The organism is Herpetosiphon sp., assembly GCF_003512625.1.
In the GTDB taxonomy this organism is placed as follows: domain Bacteria; phylum Chloroflexota; class Chloroflexia; order Chloroflexales; family Herpetosiphonaceae; genus Herpetosiphon; species Herpetosiphon aurantiacus.
Map to the genome: position 1 here is coordinate 125,696 of NZ_DOPT01000081.1, position 19,044 is coordinate 144,739.

At 50.8% G+C, this 19,044-nt stretch carries 13 protein-coding genes; 5 read left to right on the forward strand and 8 right to left on the reverse strand.

What is annotated here, in order from left to right; all coding sequences use genetic code 11:
* The 8 genes from DEF47_RS17825 to DEF47_RS17860 all read right to left on the reverse strand — a co-directional run.
* Positions 1-978, reverse strand: a 978-nt coding sequence (locus tag DEF47_RS17825; RefSeq protein WP_287045261.1) for a HEAT repeat domain-containing protein, incomplete at its 3' end; no start/stop codon positions are given.
* A gap of 141 nt (positions 979-1,119) precedes the next feature.
* Positions 1,120-1,614: an SRPBCC family protein gene (locus tag DEF47_RS17830; protein ID WP_012188432.1), complete on the reverse strand. Its 495-nt coding sequence runs from the start codon at positions 1,612-1,614 to the stop codon at positions 1,120-1,122.
* Positions 1,615-1,661: 47 nt separating this feature from the next.
* Positions 1,662-2,846, reverse strand: coding sequence for an NHL repeat-containing protein (locus DEF47_RS17835; protein WP_012188431.1), 1,185 nt, complete (start codon positions 2,844-2,846; stop codon positions 1,662-1,664).
* Between the two features lie 3 nt (positions 2,847-2,849).
* On the reverse strand, positions 2,850-3,740 hold the full coding sequence (locus DEF47_RS17840; RefSeq protein ID WP_012188430.1) for a helix-turn-helix domain-containing protein: 891 nt from the start codon (positions 3,738-3,740) through the stop codon (positions 2,850-2,852).
* A 17-nt stretch (positions 3,741-3,757) separates the two neighbouring features.
* A complete protein-coding gene (locus tag DEF47_RS17845; protein WP_012188429.1) occupies positions 3,758-4,375 on the reverse strand; it encodes a cysteine dioxygenase in 618 nt (205 codons plus the stop codon).
* Between the two features lie 313 nt (positions 4,376-4,688).
* Positions 4,689-5,567, reverse strand: coding sequence for a helix-turn-helix domain-containing protein (locus tag DEF47_RS17850; RefSeq protein ID WP_012188428.1), 879 nt, complete (start codon positions 5,565-5,567; stop codon positions 4,689-4,691).
* Positions 5,568-5,596: 29 nt separating this feature from the next.
* Positions 5,597-6,514 (reverse strand): RnfABCDGE type electron transport complex subunit D, encoded by a 918-nt coding sequence (locus DEF47_RS17855; RefSeq protein ID WP_012188427.1) that lies wholly within the window; start codon positions 6,512-6,514, stop codon positions 5,597-5,599.
* A 96-nt stretch (positions 6,515-6,610) separates the two neighbouring features.
* Positions 6,611-8,548, reverse strand: a complete 1,938-nt coding sequence (locus tag DEF47_RS17860; RefSeq protein ID WP_012188426.1) for a CRTAC1 family protein — start codon at positions 8,546-8,548, stop codon at positions 6,611-6,613.
* A gap of 85 nt (positions 8,549-8,633) precedes the next feature.
* Between DEF47_RS17860 and DEF47_RS17865 the strand changes: the two genes are divergently transcribed.
* From DEF47_RS17865 to DEF47_RS17885, 5 genes are all read left to right on the forward strand, one after another.
* On the forward strand, positions 8,634-8,771 hold the full coding sequence (locus DEF47_RS17865) for a hypothetical protein (RefSeq protein ID WP_287045262.1): 138 nt from the start codon (positions 8,634-8,636) through the stop codon (positions 8,769-8,771).
* A gap of 743 nt (positions 8,772-9,514) precedes the next feature.
* Positions 9,515-10,468 (forward strand): DUF1702 family protein, encoded by a 954-nt coding sequence (locus DEF47_RS17870; RefSeq protein ID WP_012188425.1) that lies wholly within the window; start codon positions 9,515-9,517, stop codon positions 10,466-10,468.
* A complete protein-coding gene (locus DEF47_RS17875) occupies positions 10,465-12,381 on the forward strand; it encodes a CRTAC1 family protein (protein WP_012188424.1) in 1,917 nt (638 codons plus the stop codon). The genes DEF47_RS17870 and DEF47_RS17875 overlap by 4 nt, the downstream gene beginning before the upstream one ends.
* A gap of 19 nt (positions 12,382-12,400) precedes the next feature.
* Positions 12,401-13,318 carry a hypothetical protein gene (locus DEF47_RS17880; RefSeq protein WP_012188423.1) on the forward strand — a complete coding sequence of 306 codons (918 nt, stop codon included), beginning with the start codon at positions 12,401-12,403 and terminating at the stop codon, positions 13,316-13,318.
* On the forward strand, positions 13,315-19,041 hold the full coding sequence (locus DEF47_RS17885; protein ID WP_012188422.1) for a type I polyketide synthase: 5,727 nt from the start codon (positions 13,315-13,317) through the stop codon (positions 19,039-19,041). Before DEF47_RS17880 ends, DEF47_RS17885 begins: the two co-directional genes overlap by 4 nt.
* The last annotated feature ends 3 nt before the right edge of the window (positions 19,042-19,044 follow it).

Below are 19,044 nucleotides of genomic sequence, written 5' to 3' on the forward strand. Positions count from 1 at the left end.
ATCAGTGTGGGCCCAGCCCCAGAAACGACCACGCACACTGCGCACAATCCCAACTTCGCGCAAGCGTTCGCCACGTGCGCCCTCGACTCCATCTGAGGCATGCATGTTCATTTCTTTGAGTTTGCCAGGGCGTAGGCGCTCGGTACCAGCAGCACGAGCCAACGATACAGGAGTAACAATCGGTGCCCCAACTTTAACTTTGCCCGATTGATAGAATGGGCGCATCGTGTTCGATTCATAGATGTGCTGGGTTACGGTATCGGTGATAGGGTAGGAAGCGCCACGGAACATAAAGGTTTCGTAGTGGTTGCTGCCATCTTCATGGTAGTTCAACAGTTCTTTCTCAATCACTAGATCGCTCATAAAGCTTGAGCTATTGGTACAAGCTAATACCCGACCAAGGATTGATGAAAACCATTGAGGTGAGAGCCGGGCCTGTACCCAACCCATGCCAGGAACATTCACATCGGCAAAGCCTGCAATTTGCAATGGCAAGGTTTGGTCGAAGGTGCGATCATTTTCATATTGAACTTCGTTGTAGACCATCGGATATTCTTGACCTGTTAATTCTTCGAGAAACAAGGTCGCCCAGTCACGGACTTCGCTATGGGGATCACTCAAGGCAGCAGTTAACGCTGGTACGGCTGCATCTTCGCCGACCTTAACCATCAACCAGAGCAAATTCCAGCGGACTGATGGGTCACTTTCAATGTTAAGGTGATTGCTCAAAACAGCTAAAGCAGCCTTTTGATTACGATGAGCATATTCCCAGAGTGCGCGTTCGCGCTCCAAGGCACTAGGATGATCAGCAGCAGCCTTCAGCAATTCAGCATCACTACGGGCATCAAAATTGGCCAGGTGGGAGACCGGAGGTGCACCAAAGCGGAAGCGTTCCGCAATATCTTGGAAGGATTGATTAACGATCAGGTTGTTCAAATCCGACGTGTTTGATCCGGTTGCCATTTGTTGTTTCAACATCTGAGAACTCCTTAAGTTAGCCATTGAGAACCTATAGGCGGTTGGAGAATTCCCGTATTGCTGCTTGCGCCTACCCTTAGTATGCGCTATCGGTATCTGCTTGTGTTCTTCGATCTTTCGATCTTTTAACGTTTTTTTACTTTAACCTTCAGCTTGAATTGCTACGAGTTCGGCAGCTGCTGGAGGAACTGTTCCATAGGTGATGCCGTGTTCAAGGTAAAATTTCAAAAGCGTGAGCGCCTCACCCCAGCCAGTAGCACAGCCTAAACATGCTTGAAGTGATGAGGTCGTTTGCTTGTAGCCTTGTTCGACCAAATGGACGAACGTTCCAGTGCCAAGCGGCTTTAATGTAAAGGCTACGGTTGTTGGCTCACCACTTGGCGACCACTGAAATACAAAGCGTTGGGCAGGTAAGGCCTCAAGTACCGGGCCGCCATCTTCGGCAGTCCAACGGCCAGCCCCAAAATTCTGCCAACGCAAGTGAATCTTGCCTCCAGGCCGAGGGTCGATTGTTGTTCCTTGGGTAAACCACGCGTCCCATCCTGCACCCGTTGTCAGGGTCTCATAGACGCGTGCGGGTACAACATTGATATAGGTCACAAGTTCAATTGGTGGTACCGACTGAGAATCAGCCATGATCAAATCCTCCCAAACCGCCCATGCAAGGCTTCATAGGCACAGACTTAGGCCACAACTTGAACGCTCTCGAGCGTATCAAAGCCGCGGAACATAAACTCAAGGTTATCTTGGTCAACTCCGGCGTATACTTGAACAAATTGCTTAATATTGCCGTTAAAATCAAGCTGGTACGCTCGTCCACGCAGCGTTTCAGCAACCCATAATGTATCGTCCTGAACTGAAATTCCCGAGCCAAGAAAGCCAGGCTGAGGATGCCAGATAATCCGATGCTGGCTGCTGCCGGCCTCCATATGAAAAACCATACATTTTTCTTGGGTGCCTTCGCTCATCGTGCCTGCGAATGAACCATCAGGTAGCCGTACAACTCCAACCAGCGAGGCATCAACCCCCGAGATTTCGCCAACGATCTCTTTTGTGCCAGTTCGGGTATTGATCCGAATAATCTGGCCGCCACTAGCTTTGCCATGCGGTTGACGGGTATTCGCAACCAACACATGATCTGGGCCATCAACACTTAGCGTCGAGGGCTGATCAAGCTCATCGGCAAGCACTGAAATCGTGCCAGTCTGAAGATTGATCGCGATGACCTTGCCATTGCCTTGCCAATTGTTAAAATCGCAGGCAAGCACTTGTGTATCATCAGGAGTGATCACTAAACCAGCCAAATCAAGCATCTGATCTTGGTAAGGCAGGCCTGAGACCTCATCATAGGCCGTAAAAGCTCGCAGCAAATTGCCGCTTTGAGCATCAATCTCAAGAACGGCGCTGGTTCCGGCAACCCCAACGTGTGAGGCCGTAGGGCCACGCATACCACTCATCGAAACATACACCCGACTGCGATCTGAATTGACCGCGACATCCCAAAGATGTGCCTGATAGGCGCTAGAAATATCTAAATATGGGCGGCTTTGGCCATCACGGAGCAGCGAAATCCGATTAGAACGTTGATCGACGGCCAATACATCGCCGCGCTTAAGGGTCGTCGGGGCATGGGCCGTTACAATAAACATGGTATCGACAACCTTATGCAACGCTGGGAGTTGGGTCAAACTATGCACATGGATCGCCGAAACAATTTGTTTTTGAATCGTGGTTAAAGCTTTTGAAGAGGCATCGGCAGTAAGGACGGAGATTGTGTACTGGTTTGTTTGGATATTCGGCAATCCTCGGATCACTGGAACATCGTCGGCTGGTTCTAACAAGGCTTTTTCAGTTGCACTTGAGGTCATGGACTAACTCCTTTGGACAAAAAGCTCAAGCTGTTGCTGAGCAAGTACCATAAAATAAAACAATGCGCTAAGAAGGGGCGGATCAGTTGGCTGCATTGGGCGCAGATTGAGATCAATATGGTTTTGATAGCGACCATTACGAACCCATAAGGGCCGATCACCCATGCCAACCAAAAGATCTTCTCGTTGCCAATCGAGTAATAAAAACGATCGAGGGTCTTGCGACCACTCGAATGCTGTTGCAAAAACGTAATAACGGCCATCGGCAACGGGTGGAAGCATATATAAGCGGGATGCAGGCGCAATCGTATAGGCAATCGGCTTGCCTTGAGGCATTGGTAAGGGATACAAGCCAATTAGGGTGGGTGTTGCTGGCCGCTTGGTTTTAATCGCAACGGGTGTTTGGGTTGCTTGAGGGGCATAAACCGAACCCATAGCGATTTGTTTGTGTGAATGAAATACGCTTGGTAATGCTCGTTTTTGGGCTTGGAGAAACGCCTGAAACAAGCGCCAATTGTCTTGATCGGCTAACTCGCGAAACCCTTGCGGTGAAATACCTACCAACTCGGTAAAACGTGAACTAAAGGTTCCGAGGCTGTTATAGCCAACCTCGTAGCAAATATCGATCACCCGCAGGGTCGTATCGATCAAAAGACGTTTGGCGGCATCTATCCGGAGTGCCGTCAAATAGCGGCTGGGCGGAATTCCCACAATCGAACGAAATACTTGGTTGAAATAACATGGACTGAAGTTAGCCATTTCAGCCATATCATTCAGCGACATAGGATTCCAGAAATTCTGCCGCATCGTTTCAACGACCTGCCGAACGGCCTGTTGTTGATGCGTAATGCTTGAATGATCAAAACTTGTGTGCGCTGGTGGGCCATACGTCATACGCTATAGTTCCTTCGCTAGGAGCCTGATCCCAAGACTTCTTGCTGAAGTGGAGTCTGCCAAGTTTGCCAAGCATTATCACCATCGAACCAGAGTTTGCGCTCGACCATGATATATGTTCCATCAGGCTGGGGCTCGTAAATATAAAAATCGGTGATCGGCGTAAGATAAATATGAACTGTTGCTGCCCAGGTATCAGTTGCGTTGACCATATCGTGGAGTTGGCTCGTTTCATCAGGTAAGATCGGGGTTACATAGGTGGCCTCTAATACGCTTGTTTCTTGCTTTTGGAGCCATGCACGCTGAGCTTCGGTGCGGAGAATCTGATATTTTGCTTCGATGGTATGTCCAGCTAAGGCAGCAACCGCCCCAACAGTTCCATTATGATCATGAATTGGGCTGGCACTTTGGGGTCCCCACAACACAACCACAATTTGAAAATCATCATCAAAGGAATTAAGCAAGATCCGCGTATACAATCCACAACTAGTATTCGTAAGATTAACTTGGCGATTGGCTGGCTCCGAGACAAAGGCAATCAAAGCTTGCCTTAGTTGGGCAAGTTGGGTCGATTGCGCAAGGGCTTGGCGTTTAATCATTCGAATGGCCTGAATGAGTTCGAGTGGCTTCATCATGCAACTCCTTTTGTTTAGAGCCACCAACGTTCAGCACCCTGAGGCCTGCATCAACCCACGCATGGATTAACGCTAGCCATTGGGTTTGTGAATTTGCCAAGTGTTTTTAGCAATATGGATTGATCAGAAAAGGTATGTACGTGGTTTGGATGAATGGAATGTGGAATGCGAGAAGGATTGGTAGGGTGATTGGATTGCTTGACGCTAGCATACGCAACGTTTGGGCTAATTACTTCTTCTAGATTGCGCATTTTTTGTCAAAGAAGGGGGGCACTCTTCCATGAGACCTCAAATGGAAGAGTGCATGCAGATTTTAGGTTGTCAGGGCTGAGGGTATCGTCAGCAGTGGGGGATCAGTTGGGCGGCGACGGCGTAGACTCATTACGCCACAGCTCGTAAACGTATCTGAACGGAGCATAATAACACTGGCGGTTCTAGCAAACCAAGCCGTCTGTTCACAAGGTAAGAGATAGGCCAAGGGGTCATTCGACCAAGGTATAGCTCCTGCAAATAGATGGTATCGGCCTGGCTTTTCAGCCTTGAGTTGAAAATCGCCAAGTGCATTAAGAAAAACACAACTAACAGGCTGGCCTAAAGGCGCTGCAATTGGGTAGAGACCGATAAAAATCGAGCCACTAAAGCTTTCTGGGGCAATGATGCTCCCATGCACCGTCAATGCTTGTTGATCAGGTTTGGTTTCATGAACATATTGGTGGTGTAAACGATCCAAGCGCGGAGTTTCAAATGTGGCCCTGAGCAAGCGCAAGCGTCGCGGTGAAACCCCAACAACCTGGGTGAACTGGGTCGTAAACGTGCCTAAACTACTATAGCCTGCCTCGAAACAAATTGTAGTAATACTTAAATCGGTGGTAAGCAATAAACGCTTGGCCCGATCAAGCCGCAGGGTTGATAAAAATTTACCAGGTGGCAGCCCAACCGTTTGGCGGAAGATACGATTAAAATGGAAAGGGCTAAGGTTTGCAATATCAGCTAATTGTTCCAGCCGTAATAATTCATGGGATTGGCCCCGCATTACGCCAATAACCCGCTCAACCGCCGCGCTATAATGGGTTGTTTGATCGTGATCATGCCACTGGTCTGGTCTTGATGGCTGGCGAATACTCGATAGCGTTCCTCGTTGATCAGCAAGCTTCCCCTTTACCTCGTTGATTAATCCCGATTCCAAGGACATCGCGACCTCCTCAAATGACGAGCAGCAGATTAGGCTTCTACTCTAGGAGCTAGGTTCGACGTTGCGATCTGGATAGAACTGCGTTTGGCAGCCCAAGCCTGATAATGGAGCCAGATTCCCCGCATAATACAGACAATCGAAAGCGCAAAGAATAGATCAAACACCACATTTGCCATCATTAATAAGCGATAAACCAGCGCTACCGCAACCCCAAAGAGGCACTGATGCCACGGTTTACTAGGGGTTGTCCCAGGATCGGTGATCATATAGAAGGTAAAGAGGGTAAAGGCGACACTCGTCATCGGGAGCAATGCCGGCCCAAATAAATGTCCACTGATGATCGTTCCTAAGGCTGCTTGCAGGACGAACCCGCCAATCCAGCCAAGAATCAGCGGCAAGCGTTTCGTAAAATGAATATTCAGGAATGAGCCAGAAATGACGATGATGACCGGTATTAGGAGATCGGCTATGCCATAGATATTTTCGGTAAAATGATATGGCGGGACAATACTTACCGCAGGAAACAAGACTAATGCCACTGAAATTCCAAAGTTAGATGGGTTGAGAAAGTGGCGTTCGCCGCGGGCATGCGGTGCCCGAAACAGGGTTTTAGAGCCAATTGCCACAGCTGAAGCAAAAACAATTGGCCAAATCCGCTGGTTGGCATAGACAAGCATACTAATTGCAAGCCCAGTAATATGCGCAGATAGCAGAAAATCGACTATACAACGCCAACCACCGCCATAACGAACAGGCCGTGATTCATCACGGGCAGCCAACCACTCAAGCAATAGTTCCATTCCATAGGTCGTGGCTAGTGCGGCCACAACATATGACCATGGCTGTTCAAAACCAAAGACAGTCCGGCCTAAAATGTTCAAAACGGTAATGGCAATCGCAAAGCGACGGAGTGCCATCACCCGCACATCTGGTTTTGGATCGATCATACTCACACACACCTATCTAACGAGCCTCTATTGTACGCAGGTTAGCGCTACCCTTGCTGATTCTGAGGCTTGGTAATCAGCAACGCTGCAAGAGCATCAATTCGTCGAGCCGAGCAATATCGTATAATTTCCAGGTTTGAGTAATTGGCGCGTTTTTACAATCTCCCCATCCCTTGTTCGCCAGGTAATTTCGACATTAATCTGACTATCACCCTTCAGCTCACCTAAACCGAAATGCAGATCATAGCTGCGTTTGCCGGAGTGTCCATTACCACCATCAACTTGGGCAACCAAGGTACGACCATCGGGAAGGGTGATCGTGGCGCTTGCGCCAATTGCCGCCAAACTTGGGGTCGGATCGCTCTGATACCCTGATAACACGGCCAAAGGCTGATTAACGTCGAGCGGTAGGCGTAGGCGAAGGCCCAACGCTTTGGTGTTAATCGGGCTTGTATTGTGATAGAACCACGATGATTCCCATTGATTGGCTAAGGCAAAATCTAAGCGTCCATCACCATCAACATCGGCAGTAGCAATGCCACGGGTTACATGAGGAGTATCCAAATTAAGCTCGGCGGCAAGATTGTGATAGCGGCCAGTGGCATCACGAACAAAAAAAGGATTAATTTGATGCCCAGCAATATCATCGCCAGCTTGAAAGCTGGGCCAACTAGCAGGATCAGCCAATAAGGCATCATTACCAGTTGCTAATTCTTGGAGTTCAGGCCAATTATTAACCGTTCCTTTAACAAATCCGGTTGCCTGCACTATCTCAAGACTGGTATCGTTATTAAAATCCGCCACCCGAATATCCCATCCCCAGCCGCTGCGAGCTAAACCCAAAGCCTCGCTATGATCGCGGTAAGGGGCAAGGCCTTGGGTAAAACCTGTTTGATCTCCAGTGCTGAGAAAGGCAAAGTTACTCTCATGCAATCCATAATTGGTCGTAATGTTGCTGACAAGAATATCTGGAATAGCATCGCCGTTGAGATCGCTGAATTCAACACCCATGCCCTTGAACGAGTCATGGCCGACCCTTTTTGAGCTTGGGATATTAAACCCCGCTTGGCCTTCCAGTAATGAAAACTTTAGCTTGCCAGGCGTTGATTGATTAAGCAGTAACCGATCAGGGCCGAAATCGTTAGCAATATAGAGTTCTGGTAACAGGTCGCCGTTGAGGTCAGCAGCACCGAGTGCAAATGTCCAGCCATGATTAAGTTCGCGTTCGAGCACCTGCTCAACCGGCATAAACTGCACCCCAAATGGTTGATCAGGACGAGCAGTCCAGCGCAAGAAGTGTTTGTTTCCTCCGTTGAACGCTCGCGACATTGAGGCCTGCATCGACTCAGCCTTGCTCGAGTTTTCATCTAAGATCTGCGCTCCATCGGGAAAATAATTTCCTAGAATTAAATCTTGATGGCCATCGCCATCGAAATCGGCAAGTAACCCTGCACTGGTATACCAACGTTCGGACTGGCTCATGAGTTCTTCGACAACGAATCGCTCAGCGGTAAGCGAACCATCGGTTGGTTGTTGGAAAAACAGCAGTGGTGTGCGTCCCCAGTAATAAACCAAGAGATCAAGCACACCATCTTCGTTGAAATCACCCGGTAAACATCCCATTGGGGCCATCGTGGTTGGGTTATAGGGCCGTGGGCTGGGATTAAGCGCAAATGGCAGGTAGCGCAAATTGGCCTGAGATACGGGAGTAACAATCACTTGATCAATGCGTGGGTCAACATAGCAAATATCATTGGATAACCCATCAGCATCAAGATCGTTGATGGCGATTGCCGCTCCAACCGATGAGATCCAAGCGCTAATATGGGCCAGGCTCGGATTGACCGTCCGAATAGTCGATTGGGGATAACCACTTAATGTTGGCAGGATTGCGGGGGTAAATTGAAACGATTTGGCTAATTCGCTGCGTTCTGCTGCCGATAACTGTGGTTCTCGGGCTAAGCCAAAGCAGATCAATAGGATAAGGCTAACGATCAAACGTCCGTGATATTTTTGCCACAAGCTCCTAATCATACGCACAGCACCTCCTATAAGGAAACTTTTAGATACGCAAACAGTCAAGATCTAAATCACCTTGAGATGAATCGAGATCTAAACAATGACTGATCGGACTAGCGGTTTCGACACCGAAACTGCCAGTCTTAGCGGCTATGGCTATCGTGAATCACACGTTGGATGCAACGAATTAAAAATTACCCTGATAGATGGAGCGGTATTGGGTGGTAACAGTGGGTAGCGAGGAGATCGAGATGTTATATGCCCAAAGCCAAGTTGTTGTTACCACAGTAGATTGTGTTCTTGATGGCGGAAATGTTCCAGCAATGGGTAAAAGGGTTGTGGATGGTATGTGAGGATTGTGGTTGAGTTAGGGTTTTGCTGGTTCATTTAAGCCATTATGCGCCTAAGTTGCTGTTAAAAATTATCCTCCTTGCTCTATTATGTTGCGAAATAATCCTGTACAAGGATCTTCAAGCCGAAGCTTAACATATTCGTAGCATAAGAACAACTAGGGATTGTACTTTAGATCGTTCGAGATTTGGTGGTGTTGTGGTGTCTCAATTAATCGTGCTGATCCGCGTTGCGGCGGCAATGGATGTACCTCTACCCAATAACCTGCATCATCAGCCTGCTGTCGCAATCAATGCCAGTGGGCTTTTTTGATCTGTCTAGATAGTTGATCAATCCTAGGCAATTATGGTACTCTAGCGCCATTCCAAACATTCTCATCCATCACTCAAGCCACAAGTATCGTCAATATCCTATAACCAAGCCTTGAGAATATCATTGCATCACAACGATTTAGCCCTTGGTAATACGCTATTGTTGTGCTCGCTAGTCGCAATACTCATCACCGGAATATAGCACAATAGTCCTATGACAGTATAGGCCTTATCTGACAGATTGTAGCTAAACACTCCCCCTTATAGCCATATCATCAACAACAGGGTAGACAATCTCAGTACAAGGAAGGCAGGCTCTATGTTGCTTAACCGTGTCTTGACGTACCCACTGCGTCTCTCTCCCCTCGAAGCGACATTTGCGCGGCGCGGGTTTCCCATCGGCGATCGGCAAAATCAAGCACGGCTTGAAACAATCGGCAAAACATTTTTACATGGCTATCACGCTGCACTCGATAACCAAGGCTTAGGTCAACTCAAACGGCAACTTGAGCAGATCGACCCCCAATTACAAGGTTTTGGCTTCGAAGGTACAGGTATGGGCTTGGCAATCCTTGATCAAATTACACCATGGAAAGGCCAACGCGTCCAAGCGTTTTTAGCCAACGAAGGCCAGCATCAACGCTATGTTATTCATGTTGGGGTTGGTTGGGCCGTTGCACGGATGCGCTGGACACTGCCAAAGGTGGTGCAAGCGCTTGACCCGATCTTGCGTTGGTTGGTACTCGATGGCTATGGCTTTCATCAAGGCTATTTCGCTTGGCACGAATCGTTCATCCAGCAGCACTACCCCCAAAAATTCGATGCCAAACAACTGGCGATTTTTGACCAAGGGCTGGGCCGTAGTTTGTGGTTTGTCACCAGCTCCAACCCACGCATGATTGCCAATGTGATCAGCCGTTTTGCCCAAGAGCGCCAGATTAACCTCTGGGCCGGAGTTGGCTTAGCTTGTACCTACGCTGGCAGCAACAACCCCGAAGCCTTGCATGCCATCGCCGAATTGGGTGCAACCTATAGCACCGCGATTACTCAGGGGGTAAGTTTTGCCGCCAAAACACGTCTTCATGCTGGGTACGTCCCTGAGCATAGCGAGTTGGCCTGCCAGATTTTATGCCAGCAAAGCGTGGCTGAAGCGGCGGCTATTACTGATCAACAACTTCTCAGGGTCAATCAAAATGGATCAATTGACTCATACCACCATTGGCAAGAGTTGATTCGGGCTTGTTACTTGAAGAAAGAGGCCATCGCCGTATGAAACAGACCTTGTTGAAATACCAAACCCAGTTGCTGGCGGTCGCGGTGCTAGTTGGCACGTTTATCGTGGCCCAACCACCAACGCTTTCACAGGCTGAGCAAGCCGATTTGAGCCAAAGTTTTGGCTTTGCGCAGCAGCCCCTTGCCGCATTGGCGGGCCATACCCAGCGCTTCATCCGCCCAGTTAATCCAAGTTTGGCCCATATCGATGCTTGGATCTCGTCGGTTGGGGCGGCGATTGCCCTCAACGATCTCGATAACGATGGCTTATCCAACGATATTTGTTACGTCGATACCCGAATTGATCAAGTGGTAGTACAACCAGCCCAAACCAGCAACGCGCGTTATCCAGCTTTTGCGCTTGATCCAAACAGCCTTAAATACGATGCCAGCACAATGGCTCCGATGGGTTGTTTGCCCAGCGATATCAACGAAGATGGCATGCTCGATTTGATTGTGTATTACTGGGGGCGCACGCCAATTATCTTTGTCCAACAATATCAGGGAGCAAATGTCGATCTCAGCAGCCAAAGCTATGTCGCCCAAGAGCTTGTAACCACAGGCGAGCGCTGGTTTACCAACACTGGCTTGGTCAGCGATTTCGACGGCGATGGCCATCAGGATTTGCTGTTTGCCAATTATTTTCCTGATGGTGCGGCGATTCTCGATGCCAAATCCAGCCGCAAGCAAACCATGCAAGCCTCGATGTCACGTGCATTCAACGGCGGCGATAAGCACTTTTTCCTTTGGCAGCAAACCAGCACCGAACAAGCGCCATTTGTGGCTGTGCCCGATGTGCTGAGCGGCGAGTTGAACCACGGCTGGACGTTAGCACTAGGAACCTACGATTTCAACAATGATCTGTTGCCAGAACTCTACATTGGCAACGACTTCGGCCCCGATCGTTTTTTAATCAACCGCTCAACGCCTGGCACGATCAAATTAGAACTGGCTGAGGGCAGCGGGGGCTTCACGATTCCCACATCCAAAGTGATTGGACACGATTCGTTCAAGGGCATGGGCGTTGATTTCAGCGATATTAATAGCGATCAGCACCCCGATATTTTTGTGAGTAACATCACCACACCGTTTGGTTTGCACGAAAGCAATTTTGCCTATGTCAGCGATCCCAGCGCCAAACTCGATCAAAGTGAATTGCCCAATTACACCGACCAAAGCGAGCAACTAGGCTTTGGGCGCAGTGGCTGGGCTTGGGATATTAAGCTAGCCGATTTCAATAACGACCAGCGCGACGAAATTTTGCAAGCAACCGGCTTTGTCAAAGGCACAATCAATCGTTGGCCCGAACTGCAAGAATTGGCAACAGGCAACGATCAATTGCTCGCCGACCCCGCCAGTTGGCCGCGCTTCAGTGCTGGCGATGATATCGCGGGCCATCAAATTAACCCATTTTTTAGCCAAGCCGCCGATGGCCGCTACTACGACCTTGCCAAAACCCTAGGCTTTGCGCCAACCGTCAGCCGTGGCATTGCAGTTGGCGATGTTGATGGCGATGGTAAGCTTGATTTTGCCTCAGCCAACCAATGGGAAGATTCGATCTTCTACCATAACACCAGCCAAAGCAGCAATCAAGCGCTTGGTTTACGCCTGCGGATCGCCAGCGATGGCAAGGCCAGCAATATTACAGGCTTTCAACCAACCAGCGCGGCGATTCCGGCAATTGGAGCGCATGTCACGGTCAAATTGCCCGATGGTCGCACGGTTAGCAGCCAAGTTGATGGCGGCAATGGACATTCAGGCAAACGCAGCTACGATTTGCACTTTGGCTTAGGGGCACTTGATCCACAAACCCAACTTGAAGTAACGGTGCGCTGGCGTGGCCGCGATGGCAGTGTTCAAACCAGCGTCGTCCAACTCACACCAGGCAACCATACCTTGATACTTGGCCAATAATTGCGCAAGGAGTTTTTGTATGCAAACTGCCGTTCCTGATATTCGAATTATGGCCTTGCGCCGTTTTGCCATCGCCATCAGCTTGCTGAATATTCTTGGTCGCACGATTTTTGGCTTTGAGCAGCCATGGTCGTATGTATTGGCGGCCTTAGCAACCACCTATAGCCTTGAAATTGTGTTTGAAGTGATGCTGGCTCGCCAGCAAAAGCAGCAGCCCAATTTCATGGGTGGTTTTGGCAAATTGGTTGATTTTCTGTTGCCAGCCCACATTTCGGGCTTGGCAATTAGTATGTTGCTGTATTCGAATCAGCGGGTTACTCCAATTATTTTTGCTGCTGCCGTGGCAATTTGCTCCAAAATTTTGTTGCGTGCGCCGCTAGGTAAGGGCTATCGCCACTTTCTCAACCCATCAAATTTTGGCATTACCGTGACCTTGCTGCTATTTACGTCGGTGGCGAGCGCTCCGGCTTACCACTTTACCGAAAATCTGTATGGCGTAGCCGATTTGTTGCTGCCTTTGGTGATTATCATCAGCGGCTCGTTTTTGAACATCAATTTCACCAAACGCCTACCATTAATTATCGGCTGGGTTGGCGGGTTTGTCTTGCAAGGGCTATTTGCCATGTTCGTGACTGGACATAGTTTGAATGCCTCGCTCTTGCCGATGAGCAGTTTAGCCTTTGCCCTCTTTACCTTCTATATGATCACCGATCCAGGTACAACGCCCAGCCGTGGTTGGATGCAATTCGCCTTTGGCGCGAGCGTCGCAGCAGTGTATCGCCTATTGATCATTTTGCACATTCCCTACACGCTGTTTATTGCCCTGACCTTGGTGTGTATTGTGCGTGGAGCCTATTTGCACTACCACGCTTGGAACACCAAACGCCTGGCAGCAACCCAAAATCAACCCAACCTAGCCTCAGGAGCAGAAGCATGAGCCACGCTATTGCCATCGTCGGGGTGGCATGTCGCTACCCCGATGCCGATTCACCCAAGGCTCTTTGGGAAATGGCCCTTGCCAAACGCCGCGCTTTTCGGCGCATGCCCGACCAACGCCTGAACAATCTCGATTATATTTCGTCCGATCCGGCAGCTCTCGACAGCACCTACGTTGAATATGCCGCCGTTTTGCGTGATTATGAATTTGATCGGGTGCGTTTTCGCGTGCCTGGCCATAGCTTTCGCTCCGCCGATATGGCTCATTGGTTAGCGCTCGATGTTGCCGACCAAGCCTTGCGTGATGCAGGTTTTGCCGATGGTCAAGGCTTGCCACGTGAAAGCACCGGAGTGTACCTTGGCAATACATTAACTGGCGAGTTTTCACGTGCCAATACCTTGCGCTTGCGCTGGCCGTTTGTACGGCGGGTGGTCGCGGCAGGCTTGGCCGCAGAAGGCTGGTCGAGCGAGCAACGTGGCCAATTTTTGCAGCAACTCGAACAAAACTACAAAGCACCATTCCCGATTGTCGATGCTGAAACCTTGGCGGGCGGTTTATCCAACACGATTGCAGGCCGAATTTGCAACCATTTTGATCTGATGGGCGGCGGCTATAGCGTTGATGGCGCATGTTCATCATCATTATTAGCCATAACCACCGCCTGCACTGCGCTCGCCAGTGGCGAAGTTGATGTAGCCTTGGCTGGCGGGGTCGATCTCAGCCTTGATCCATTTGAGTTGGTTGGGTTTGCCCGCGCCGGAGCCTTGGCAACCGATTTAATGCGCATTTACGATCAACGCTCAGCTGGATTTTGGCCAGGCGAGGGCTGTGGCTTTGTCACCTTGATGCGAGCCGAAGATGCCTACGCCGAGCAACGCCCGATCTACGCCGTGATTCGCGGCTGGGGCATTTCGTCGGATGGCAGCGGCGGGATCACTCGGCCCGAAGTTGCTGGCCAAGTGCTAATGCTCAAACGTGCTTATCGGCGCACTGGCTTCAATATTGACCAAGTGGGCTATTTTGAGGGCCATGGCACGGGCACGGCAGTTGGCGATGCAACTGAATTGCAAGCGATCGCCAAAGCCCGCCTTGACGTGCAAAATCCTAATTTACCAATCGCCGCCGTTGGTTCGATCAAAGCCAATATTGGTCATACCAAAGCAGCAGCGGGCATTGCAGGTTTCATCAAAGCCACGCTGGCAGTGCATAGCGCAATTTTGCCGCCAACCACTGGCTGCGAACAACCACACAGTGCCTTGGAAACCTTGCGTGTACTTGCTACGCCCGAAGCATGGCCTGAACAAACCCCGCGTCGTGCAGGTGTGAGCAGCATGGGCTTTGGCGGCATCAACGCCCATATCGTACTCGAACAAGCTGAGCAAGCCAAACCAGCGTACAATTGGCAGCCGTTTATTGGTCAAAACCACAGCCAAGATCTCGAATTAATTGTGGTTGCCAAAGCTGATCGTCAAGCCTTGCTGACTGAATTGCAGCAATTGCGCCAACGCGCCGAGCAACTTTCCTACGCCGAACTCGGCGATTTGGCGAGCCACTATGCCCAAACCAACTCCACAGGTTTGGCCCGCGCCGCCGTGATTGCCAACAATCCACGCCAACTGGCAGCCAAACTTGATCTGTTGATCGCTCAGCTTGAAGCGGGAGTCAATCAACAGCTTGATTTCAAACAACAGATTTTTATTGGAATTGGCAAAAAACAACCAACGCTGGGCTTGCTTTTTCCAGGCCAAGGTGCGCCCCAAGCCAACCCCAAAAGCGCCGTATTTCAGCGCTTTGCCGAGTTGAATCGATTTTTGAGCCAAGCCCAACTCAGCCAAGCCGAGCAAATTAACACCGCCAACGCCCAACCCAATATTGTGCGGGCAAGCTTGGCTGGTTTGCATCTGCTCAAGCAGTTTAAGCTCCACGCCAGCGCTGCTGTTGGCCATAGTTTGGGCGAATTAAGCGCCTTGCACTGGGCCGGAGCCTACGACCAAGCCAGCTTAATCGAGTTGGCGCAAGCACGAGGCCACGCTATGGCTAATTATGGTCAAGCTAATGGCGGCATGGCCAGCATCGGCGCAGATCCAAGCACGATCAAAAGCCTGATCAACGGCGATCAGGCGGTAATTGCTGGCTATAACGGGCCACAACAAACCGTAATTGCAGGCAGCCGCGAGGCCATGAACACCCTCGTTGAACGGGCGCAGCAGCAAGGTTTAGCCGCCACCAACTTGGCAGTTTCCCATGCCTTTCATTCACCCATGATGCAGCCAGCGATTCCAGTACTCCAAGCGCATGTCGCAAACCTCAGCGCTCAGCCATTGCAAAGTACCGTCTATTCCACCATCACTGGCACAAAACTCAGTGCTCAGGTTGAGCTTGGCAGCTTGCTCAGCCAACAATTGACTGATCCGGTGCGCTTTGTTGAGGCGATTGATGGGCTAAGCGAGTGCGATTTGCTGATCGAAGTTGGCCCAGGCACGATTTTGAGCCGCCTGGCTAGCGAATGCATCGGCGTGCCCGCAGTTTCCTTGGAGGTTGAAAGCAATTCGCTAGCTGGCTTATTCAAGAGCCTTGCGGCAGCCTTTGTGCTGGGCAGCCCGTTGGATTTGAGCTATCTAGCCCAAACCCGTTTCAGCCGCCCATTTGATCTGCGCCATGAACCAAGCTTTTTGACCAACCCTTGCGAAACGGCTCCAGCCCAACTTGATGATCATCAGCCAAGTTTGAGCCTCACCATCAGCCCTAGCGCCCAGCTTGCCAGCCCAACCACCAGCAATGCGACTGATCCCTTGCAAATTGTACGCGAGTTGGTGGCTGCTCGCAGCGAGTTACCACTAGCCTCGATCAACGACAGCGACCATGTGCTTGGCGATTTGCACCTTAATTCGTTGACTGTTGGCCAGATTGTTAGCGAGGCAGCCCGCCTTTTGGGCTTACAACCGCCGTTGGCTCCAACCAGCTATGCCAATGCCACAGTTGGCCAATTGGCCCAAGCCATCAGCGAATTGCAAAACAGTGCCAATACACCCAGCGTTACCCCAGGCTACCCAGGCATTGCGCCGTGGGTTGAAAGTTTCGTGATCACGTTAGTTGAGCAACCAGTGCCCGCGCCCAAAATTAGCCGCTTGGCTAGCCAATGGCAATTGTTCCACGAGCCAAATTATGCTTTAGCGCATGCGCTGAGCAGTGCCTTTCAACAGCAAGTTGGCCAAGGCGTGGTAGTTTGCGTTGGCGAAACCGTTGATGCGGCGACGATTGAGCGCTTGCTTGAGGCCGCCCGATTTGCCTTGAGCCAAAGCAACCCCCAGCATTTTGTATTGGTGCAGCATGGCGAGGGCTTGGCGGGTTTTGCTCGCACCTTGGCCTTGGAAAATCCACAATTAGCGGTCGCAGCGGTGCATGTGCCAATCGATGCCCCCCAGGCTTGCGATTGGATCGTGGCCGAAGCGCTGGCCAGCACTGGCTATCTCGAAGCTCACTATGAGCACAACGGGCGGCGCACTAGCCCAATCTTGCAATTACTGCACCTTGGCGAGGATAGCGAATTACCGCTCGGCCCCGATGACGTGATTTTGGCGACAGGTGGTGGCAAGGGCATCACCGCCGAAAGTGTTTATGCAATCGCCAAAGCTAGCGGAGCCAAGTTGGCTTTGTTGGGGCGTTCGCAGCCCAGCAACGACCAAGAATTAGCCCAAAACTTGGAGCGCATGCAAGCCGCAGGCATCACGGTTGGTTATTGGGCGGTCGATGTGGGCGATGCAGCCAGCGTACAGCAGGCAATGAATACCATTCAAGCTCAATTAGGCATCGTGACGATGGTCCTGCATGGCGCTGCCCGCAACGTGCCCAGTTTGATTCGTAACCTTGATCGCGCTAGTTTCGAGGCAACGTTAACGCCCAAAGTCCAAGGTCTAAACAACGTTTTAGCGGCGCTGGATCAGCAACAATTGCGCTTTGTGGTCGGCTTCGGCTCGATCATCGGGCGCATGGGCTTGGCTGGCGATGCTGATTATGCCGTGGCCAACGAGCAAATGCGCCGAATCATTGAGCAAGGCCAACACGATTATCCCAATTGTCGTTGGCTCAGCATCGAATGGTCGATTTGGTCGGATGTTGGCATGGGCGTGCGGCTTGGCGGAGTCGATCAATTGCTCCAAGCTGGCATCAGCCCAATTCCACCCGATACTGGGATCAATTTGTTGTTGCGTTTGCTGGCTAACCCAATCGCTAGCAGCCATGTGGTCGTCACTGGACGCTATGGCGAATTGCCAACCTTGCAAACGATTCAGCCCGAGCTGCCATTCCTGCGCTTCCTTGAGCGCCAATGTTTGTATTATCCGCAGATTGAATTGATTGTTGAAGCCCAACTCTCATCAGCCAACGATCCATATGTGGTTGATCATAGCTATCACGGCGAACAACTCTTCCCAACGGTGATTGGTCTTGAAGCCATGGCCCAAGTTGCCATGGCCTTAACTGGCTCACAGCAGATTCCAACATTTGAGCAGGTTGCGCTCCAACGGCCAATTGTTGTGCCTGCTAACGAGCTGCTGACAATTCGGATTTGTAGTTTACAAGTTGCCAAGGGCGTGGTCAAATTGGCGATTCGCAGCCAAGAAACCTTGTTCCAAGTCGATCACTTTAGCGCGATTGCGCGATTCGATCAGCCTGCCAACTTCGGTGCTGCACCTAACCAAATTGACTGGCCAGTACTCACGCTTGACCCTGTTGCTGATATTTATGAGCCATTGCTGTTCCATCAAGGCCGCTTCCAACGCTTGCAAAACTATCGCTATCTGACGGCGCGGCACTGCATTGCCAACTTGGCGACGCGCAACGAGCCATGGTTTGGGCGCTATCTGCCCCAACGCAGCGTTTTAGGCGATGCTGGCATGCGCGATGCCTTGATTCATGCCTTGCAAGTGTGTGTGCCTTATGCCCAAGTCTTGCCAGTCGCGGTCGAACGGATTAGCTGCCAAAGCCCCAGCCAGCCTAGCGATTGGACGATTTATGCCCAAGAACGCGCTTGGGATGGCAACATGTTCACCTACGATGTGATTGCTGTCGATCAACAGGGCAATGTCGTAGAAGAATGGCAGGGCTTGCGTTTGCAGCTCGTCGAGGGCAGCGGCTACAAAGACGCATGGCCCGCCAGCTTGCTTGGCGCATATCTGGAGCGTCAAGTGCGCCAAGTCTTGCCGCATACCAGTTTGACCATTGCCGTCGAAACAGATCCCGCACTCGAACGCCAACAACGCAGCGATTTGGCACTGCAACGGGCCATCGGCCAACGTCAGCCAATTCAACGGCGCAGCGATGGCAAACCTGAGGTAGCAGATTATGTGGTTTCGGCCAGCCATTATGGCCAATTGACGCTGGCGGTTGCCGCCAAAGAACCGATTAGCTGTGATCTTGAGCCGATTAGCCCACGCAGCGTTGAGCAATGGCTTGATCTGCTTGGCGCTGAGCGCATGCAACTGGCCAAGCTCATTCAACAGCAAACTGGCTGGACGCTTGACCAAGCGGCAACCCAGATTTGGACAGCCTTGGAATGTTTGAGCAAAGTTGGCGCAGCTTTTGATAGCCCATTGCGTTTGGAACCACAAGCCGCAAATAATTGGTTGGTATTGCAGACTGGTCAGTATCGAATTGTATCGCAGCAACTCAATGTGCGCGATACCGAGCTGCCAGTCGTGGTTAGTCTGTTGGTAGGAGCCTAAGCC